The organism is uncultured Clostridium sp. (assembly GCF_947072515.1).
In the GTDB taxonomy this organism is placed as follows: domain Bacteria; phylum Bacillota; class Clostridia; order Clostridiales; family Clostridiaceae; genus Clostridium.
The window spans coordinates 1-6,580 of the sequence record NZ_CAMTIG010000103.1 but is presented as its reverse complement, the minus strand read 5'-3'; the positions used below and the strand labels follow the sequence as shown (position 1 = coordinate 6,580).

The window sequence follows — 6,580 nt, the reverse complement described above, 5'->3', positions numbered from 1 at the left end:
TAAATTGTATAATTTACCCAATATAAAAAGTTGAAAAAATTAAAAATAAAATTACAAAGGAGAACCTATGGTTATATATATTTATGATATAAAAAACTTACAAGTAGTAGCAAGACCAATTGTTAATTCATATGGAGAATTTAAAGCTGAACCTACAAAATTTTATCCAGATTGGAATGTGATTAATCATATTTCAACAGAGGTAGAATTTCAGAATCCAATATATATTGATGGAGTAATAAGAGAGAAAACTAGAGAAGAGTTAATTTTACTAGATAATAAAATTGAGTTGCTTCATAATGGAGAATATATTGAAAATAATAAAATTATTGTAGTAGAAGCTCCAAATTATTTATTTAAAAAATTATGGAATAAAGAAAATAATTCATGGGAAGAGGGAGCGACTCAAGAAGAGGTAAATACAGATGTTAATAGGCTTATAGATGAGTATACTTTATTGGGAGACCAAAAAGAACGATGGATAAAATATGGCTTTGATGTACTAGAAATAGAAGAAAAAATGGCAAGTAATATACTAAAAAGAAATTATTTATTATCTATTAAATTTTAAAAGGAGTGATTAATTTGGAATTTATTCAGAATCATATGGAATTGATTTGTTTATTGGGTGGAGCAGTAATTGGAGTTTTATTACCTAAAGCTAAGACGAATTTATTTGGTCAAAAGGTAGGACAAAAAATTCCTAAAAAATTAGCTATAATGATAGCTGACCAAATAGATTCATTTGAAAAAGGTTTAAGACAACAGGATGTAAATGGAGATTCATCTATTGTATCAAATGAACAGTTATTAAAAGAGACTGAAAAGTTAAAAATTAACTTGGGTTTGGAACAACAATTAAAGGGAAAGGTTTTGAAGTAAAAGTAGATCCATTTAATTATAAAAAGAAATTAATAGAAATAAAAGTTTGTAGAAAAGCTAATTCTATAAGGGAGTTGTTTAAATTTTGGTAGAAAATATTGAATATCTAAAATTAGGGGTTACAATAGTTACATCATTAGGAAGTGTTTTAGGATTTTATCATAAATTTATTATGAAAAAGATAGATGAAAAGGTAGACCAAAAATTACACGACACGCAAGTACGATATATGGAAAATCAAATAAAAAATAATTACACCAATTTAAAAAATAGTATTTTTTCTGTTTCAGATGATGTGAAAATAATTAAAGAATATATTTTAAATAATAAATGAAAAAGAGGTAGATTAAATCTACCTCTTAAAACATTTTGGGACCACTTTGGACCCACTCGATAATATATATATCGAAATACCTTTATATATAAAGGTTATTTAATTTTTAAATACTATTCCCACTCTATAAATAAAAATATTATATCATGTGTTTCCTTATGTTTATTTATGTGTTTTTATATCATATTTTATATTTAGAGTGTTTTTATATCTTGTTTTTGAATTTTCGGGACCAAATTGGACCCACCGTTTATCTTTTAAAATTCAAGTAAACTAATAAGTCTACTTTGACTAGTAACTTTAACTCTAGCATTTTCGATAACACCATAGACAAATTCTAATATTGTATCTTGGTCACAGATGGAATATAAATCTTCTTCAAATTTAATAGCATTGTAAATTTCACTATCAAATTTAATAGCATCTTGAACTTTTTTATCAATTAACTCCCTAAATGTAGAGTTCACTTCTTCCAAAGTTAATTCACCTCTGTGAAAAGCTTTATATATAGTTTTAATATCATCAGCCAGTTCTCTTTTAGCTTTTAAGACATGTTCTAAATATCTACCATTTTCTATAGTACGATGCCTTTTGATTAATGATTCTCCTATAGACATAACTGCAAGTGTAAACATAATCATTTGTCCATTTAAACTATCTAACGTATTGATGAATTTAGTTTTTCTAGTTGAATTTTTTGTATACTGGTTCATATCTGTTATAATCTCTTCCAAAATATCTTCTGTAGCTGAAATTATACTAAATTCTATATCGTTATAGAATGCTATATAATCATCGACATATGTTTTCATTTTATAAGCTTCTCTTTTATCGTTCTTACCATTTATTAATAAAGAAGTTTGTCTAGCTGTAAACTCCTTTTTCTTATCAATAAATTGATCAAATTCTTTTAAGACTCTTGGTACAATTTTCCCAATGTGGAATGTTATTATTTTTTCGATGTCTGCTCTTTCAAAATCTGATAATGGTTTCTGTGGTAATTGTATTCCGTATTTCCCTAATGCACTACTCATAAATCAATTTCCTCCCGTTCTAATATCATTTTTTTTATTTTTTGTGAAAATGTATCTAAGTAAATAACTAATTGTTTTAAAGCAGGGATACATTCTTGTTGATTGGCTTTATTGGCTAACGAATATAGGTTAACTATTTCGATAATCTTACTTCCAACAATTTTTTGTATTTCGATACTCCCCCAAGTAATTTTACTTCTAATTCCAGATGTTCTTTCTAATTTTTCGAATTCTAATCTTTTAAATTTTATCTCAGTTTCAATTTGGAGTAAAAGTTCTTTTTTACGTTTGATTTCAAGATCTAGTTCAAAAGTGTCATATTCTCTTTCAGGTTTTTCTAATATTTTTAATTCGTTATCATTAAAATTAAAAATAAGTTTAAATTTATTTAATAACTTTTGAGATAATGGTTTTCTAGAACATTCAATATCTGAAAGATGCTTATTAGAAATTCCAATTTTATTTGCTAAAGACTTTTGGGTGTATCCAATAGTAATTCTTTTTTCTTTTAGGATTTCACCTTTATTCATTTGTCCTCCCTTTACAATTTATATTGTATAGTTATTTATAAAGAGTATAGCTCTAAAAAGCTATAAAGTCAAGAAAAAAAAGCTCTATTTTTTAATAAAAAGACTAGAAATTAATCTAGTCTTTTTTATTTAAAATATTCATCATATAATCGTGTGATTCTTTATATAGGTGCGAATAAATATTTAAAGTAGTTTCTATTTTTTCATGTCCAAGTCTTTGCGAAACTGCTAAAATATTAACATTATTATTTATTAAGAAACTTGCGTGACTGTGTCTCAAGTCATGTATTCTAATTCTATGTAATCCAGCCTTTTCAGAATAAAGTTTTATATCGTGTTCAAATCTAAATTTTGTTGAACTAAATAATCTTGTATCTGGAGTTGGCTCATAAAGTTTAGAAATATATTCTTTTAATATTTCTATTAAAAAGTCAGATATTTCTATAACTCTTTTTGATTTTGGAGTCTTAGGTTCTGTTACTACATCTTCCCCCTTAATTCTTTGATAACTTTTATTCACTGTTACACTTTTTTTATTAAAATCAATATCTTTTACAGTTAAGGCAAGGAGTTCTCCAATTCTTATTCCAGTCCAAAATAAAACATTAAATCCAGCATAAGATATAGGTTTGTGTTTAAGTAAAATAATAAAAGAATTGAACTCATTAGCTGTCCAAATGTTCATTTCATCAGCATTCTTTTTTCCAATACTTCCAGCCTTATGACAAGGATTTTCTTTTAAATTATGAAATTTAACTGCATAGTTAAATATTGCAACAAGTTGATTATTTATTGTTTTTATGTAGGTTAAACTATATTTTTTTTGAGATATTGGATTTATTGTGGAAAGTATTTTTCCTTGCCATTTTCTTATTATAGCAGGACCAATATCTTCGACTTTCATTTTTTTAAAGAATGGTAGTATTTTTTTTAAAATGATATATTCTTTAGTAAGAAATGTATTTTGTTTTAAACGATGTTGCAAATCTTCGAAGTATATTTCGCATAAACTTTCAAAGTTCATAGAATTTTGAAAGTTAGTTTTAGAAAGAAACTCTCTTTCATATTCGAGAGCTTCTTTTTTTGTTTTAAATCCTCTTTTTCTCTTTCTTAATTTATTGCCGTTATGGTCAGTTATATAAAATCTAGAACTCCAAGTTCCATTTGGGTCTTTAGTAGCAGGCATCTATTTATCTCCTTATTGATCTAGTATTCCTAATTTTTTTAAAAGTCTATGTTTATTGACTCTACCTTTAATTGTTATAAAACCTTCGGCCTCTAGTTCATCGTTAATTTGTTTCATTAGCTTGTATGCTTTACATTTGCTAACATTACATATCTTGCTGACTTCTTCAACCTTTAGAAGTTCATTTATTACAGATACTTGATTCATGGTTTACCTCCTCATTTCGCAATCTTGCGAAATCAAAATTAATTATTTCTCACAGTCTTTTATATTTATATAGTCTAATATTTCTGTCTAACATCATCAATAAACTCTGTAATATTTAAACACAGCATCATTATAATATTATTTGAAGTTTCTGAATCTGTAATATTAATACCACCTTTAAATTTATCTTCAACTCTATATCCACTAAACCATACGCAAAAGTCAAGAAGTTTCATTCCATCATCAGATTTAAGTATTTCAAATTCAACATTTACATTAAATAAATATTGTAACTGATATTGAAGTGTTATAGTTTTTGTGTATGTTCCTTTACGCAATCTATTGCAATTTGTAAATAAATCTTTTATAAAATTTCCATATTTTTCATGTAATTCTAATTGCTTAGATGAACTTATTTGTTTTATATTTTTCATTACTAGCCTCCATACTTATTTTTACATATCCAAGACATCTATACCACGTTCCTTGAAATGCTTAGCAATCGCAAATACATATTGTTCAATGAACTCTAAGTTTTCAATATTTAATCGCTTCAATTTTTCTTGACTTAGCTTTTTATCAAATCTTTCAACTCTTACAGTTTTATTTTTATTAAATTTAACAGTGTGTTCAGTTCCACAATCTAAGCAATAAACTTTTTGTGATTTATTTGTTGTATTATCAGCTATAATTAAGCCTTTCATACAAGAAAGGCATATCCTAGCAGTTTTATTTTTAAATGTAGCTGAAATCATTAGTTCACCTCTTTAGGATTTACTGGATTCAACTGTAACTCTATTCCAGCTAGCAATGCAAACACTAATTTTAAATCATATCTAGTTCCTGACTTTATATTTTTAAGAGTTATTTCAAAATCATCTGTAGCTTCTATGTTTTGTTTTGATGAAGTCATACTTAAACACATATCATATTCTTTAGTTAAATGAGTGAGAGTTTTCATAAAGTTTAAAATATCTATAATCTCCTCTTCGTTTCGAATGCCTTTTTCAAATAACATTTTTACTATTGCTTCTTCCGATGTAAATTTTTTATTCATATTTTTCATTTTTTCCTCCAAATTACTTTCTTTTATAACCAATTCTATCTAAATAAACTTTTATATTTTGAGCTTTTAAAAACTCCCAATTTTCAGAATGTTCTCTTAGTTTATTTAAAGCTCTACCTATTCTTTCATCTTTATCTAAAGTGCATTTAATAATATTAGGGTTATATAACTCAACTCTTTTTTCATTAGCTTCTATGATAGTATCTTGATACTTCCCTTTTATTTTTAAAGTGTACCAATCATCAAATTGGGTAACTATACCTCTAAATATTATTTTTCCTCTAATGTAATCTCTAACCAAAACTTCTTTATTTAAAAATTCGTGGTCTGCTGTACGAGTTCTTTCGGATTTTTCACATTCAATAAATTCAACTCCATATTTAGCCATACATTTTTTAAGTTTTAAAATTATAGTTCTAAAAAATAGCTGTTCATGACGTGTAACTAAATCGTTATAGTAAATTAATGTTCTGTAATATTTATCCCATATTCTTATTTTTTTATCAGAGTTAGGAATATCAAATATAAACTCTTCTTGTCTTGAATTGTAGATATATTTTGTTTTCAATGACTTTCTAAAGGTTCTCATAATAGTTCCAATTCTATCTTCTATCAACTCAAAATCTTTGTTGGTTATTTGGATATAGCTATCATTTACATCATAATGAATAATCATTTTATTTTTATGTTTTCTAAATCCTGTTTTATACTTTCTTTTCAATTTTTTTATCGAGTTGTTTGAAAATTCTTTATTATTTTCATCAATTGGAATGTATTTGCTTTCTCCACAATGGATACAAATGTATTCTATGGCATCAACATGAGGGAATTTATTTTCTCTAAGACTACCTCTTAAAGTGTAGTCATCTTTTTCTTGCTTAATCCACAGATGATCACTTTTGTTTTTACAATTTGGTCTTATAGTTTTTATTTCATAACTGTCAGCATACTCATGTTCCATTTGTATTTCATATTCATTTTCTTTATAGCAGTTCCTACATTCGAAAGTACCATCATTTTCATAATATATATCGCTATCGTCTAATTTATTCTCGTGTCCACAAAATCTACAAATAGCTTCATCTGAATTGTAATTAAGATTAGAACCTATTTTTTTCTCGTAAGTATTCAAATACTCCTGATATTCTTCACAAACAAAATCCCAATCACTTGCAAGTTTTTTTGCTTCATCATCATCACAAGCGTTATTTGCTATATATTCTTCTTTGGTTTCAGAATCATCACATAGTATACAACTTCCTAAATATTCATCAAATTCGTGCATTGTCAACATTTATCTAGCCTCCATACTTTTCCAATTTTTTAAATTCATACCAACAA

General features: G+C 26.1%; 11 protein-coding genes. 3 read left to right on the top strand and 8 right to left on the bottom strand.

Going from position 1 to position 6,580, the window contains the following annotated elements; translation table 11 throughout:
• The first annotated feature begins 67 nt into the window (after positions 1-67).
• The 3 genes from Q0W06_RS18920 to Q0W06_RS18910 all read left to right on the top strand — a co-directional run bounded on the left by Q0W06_RS18920 (position 68) and on the right by Q0W06_RS18910 (position 1,216).
• Entirely contained in the window at positions 68-571 is a 504-nt protein-coding gene (locus Q0W06_RS18920) for a hypothetical protein (protein ID WP_297639534.1), read from the top strand.
• Between the two features lie 14 nt (positions 572-585).
• Complete coding sequence (locus Q0W06_RS18915) at positions 586-882, top strand: hypothetical protein (RefSeq protein ID WP_297639531.1); 297 nt, start codon at positions 586-588, stop codon at positions 880-882.
• Positions 883-967: 85 nt separating this feature from the next.
• A complete protein-coding gene (locus Q0W06_RS18910; protein ID WP_297639528.1) occupies positions 968-1,216 on the top strand; it encodes a hypothetical protein in 249 nt (82 codons plus the stop codon).
• A 257-nt stretch (positions 1,217-1,473) separates the two neighbouring features.
• On the opposite strand, the gene Q0W06_RS18905 is transcribed toward Q0W06_RS18910, so the two are convergent.
• From Q0W06_RS18905 to Q0W06_RS18870, 8 genes are all read right to left on the bottom strand, one after another.
• On the bottom strand, positions 1,474-2,250 hold the full coding sequence (locus tag Q0W06_RS18905; RefSeq protein WP_297639525.1) for a hypothetical protein: 777 nt from the start codon (positions 2,248-2,250) through the stop codon (positions 1,474-1,476).
• A complete protein-coding gene (locus Q0W06_RS18900) occupies positions 2,247-2,780 on the bottom strand; it encodes a helix-turn-helix transcriptional regulator (RefSeq protein ID WP_297639522.1) in 534 nt (177 codons plus the stop codon). The genes Q0W06_RS18905 and Q0W06_RS18900 overlap by 4 nt, the downstream gene beginning before the upstream one ends.
• A 115-nt stretch (positions 2,781-2,895) precedes the next feature.
• Positions 2,896-3,966 (bottom strand): site-specific integrase, encoded by a 1,071-nt coding sequence (locus Q0W06_RS18895; protein WP_297639519.1) that lies wholly within the window; start codon positions 3,964-3,966, stop codon positions 2,896-2,898.
• Between the two features lie 12 nt (positions 3,967-3,978).
• A complete protein-coding gene (locus tag Q0W06_RS18890; RefSeq protein ID WP_297639516.1) occupies positions 3,979-4,173 on the bottom strand; it encodes a LysR family transcriptional regulator in 195 nt (64 codons plus the stop codon).
• Between the two features lie 74 nt (positions 4,174-4,247).
• Entirely contained in the window at positions 4,248-4,607 is a 360-nt protein-coding gene (locus Q0W06_RS18885; protein WP_297639514.1) for a hypothetical protein, read from the bottom strand.
• A gap of 21 nt (positions 4,608-4,628) precedes the next feature.
• Positions 4,629-4,928, bottom strand: coding sequence for a hypothetical protein (locus Q0W06_RS18880; RefSeq protein WP_297639511.1), 300 nt, complete (start codon positions 4,926-4,928; stop codon positions 4,629-4,631).
• Positions 4,928-5,239, bottom strand: a complete 312-nt coding sequence (locus Q0W06_RS18875; RefSeq protein ID WP_297639508.1) for a hypothetical protein — start codon at positions 5,237-5,239, stop codon at positions 4,928-4,930. Before Q0W06_RS18875 ends, Q0W06_RS18880 begins: the two co-directional genes overlap by 1 nt.
• Before the next feature lie 13 nt (positions 5,240-5,252).
• The gene (locus tag Q0W06_RS18870; RefSeq protein ID WP_297639505.1) at positions 5,253-6,533 is read right to left on the bottom strand and encodes a hypothetical protein; all 1,281 of its coding nucleotides are present in this window, start codon (positions 6,531-6,533) and stop codon (positions 5,253-5,255) included.
• Positions 6,534-6,580 lie beyond the last annotated feature (47 nt).

Excerpts from the sequence above, each read along its gene's own strand:
- Q0W06_RS18920 (WP_297639534.1), top strand. The coding sequence starts at position 68 with ATGGTTATATATATTTATGATATAAAAAACTTACAAGTAGTAGCAAGA.
- Q0W06_RS18905 (WP_297639525.1), bottom strand. The coding sequence starts at position 2,250 with ATGAGTAGTGCATTAGGGAAATACGGAATACAATTACCACAGAAACCA.
- Q0W06_RS18900 (WP_297639522.1), bottom strand. The coding sequence starts at position 2,780 with ATGAATAAAGGTGAAATCCTAAAAGAAAAAAGAATTACTATTGGATAC.
- Q0W06_RS18895 (WP_297639519.1), bottom strand. The coding sequence starts at position 3,966 with ATGCCTGCTACTAAAGACCCAAATGGAACTTGGAGTTCTAGATTTTAT.
- Q0W06_RS18890 (WP_297639516.1), bottom strand. The coding sequence starts at position 4,173 with ATGAATCAAGTATCTGTAATAAATGAACTTCTAAAGGTTGAAGAAGTC.
- Q0W06_RS18885 (WP_297639514.1), bottom strand. The coding sequence starts at position 4,607 with ATGAAAAATATAAAACAAATAAGTTCATCTAAGCAATTAGAATTACAT.
- Q0W06_RS18880 (WP_297639511.1), bottom strand. The coding sequence starts at position 4,928 with ATGATTTCAGCTACATTTAAAAATAAAACTGCTAGGATATGCCTTTCT.
- Q0W06_RS18875 (WP_297639508.1), bottom strand. The coding sequence starts at position 5,239 with ATGAAAAATATGAATAAAAAATTTACATCGGAAGAAGCAATAGTAAAA.
- Q0W06_RS18870 (WP_297639505.1), bottom strand. The coding sequence starts at position 6,533 with ATGTTGACAATGCACGAATTTGATGAATATTTAGGAAGTTGTATACTA.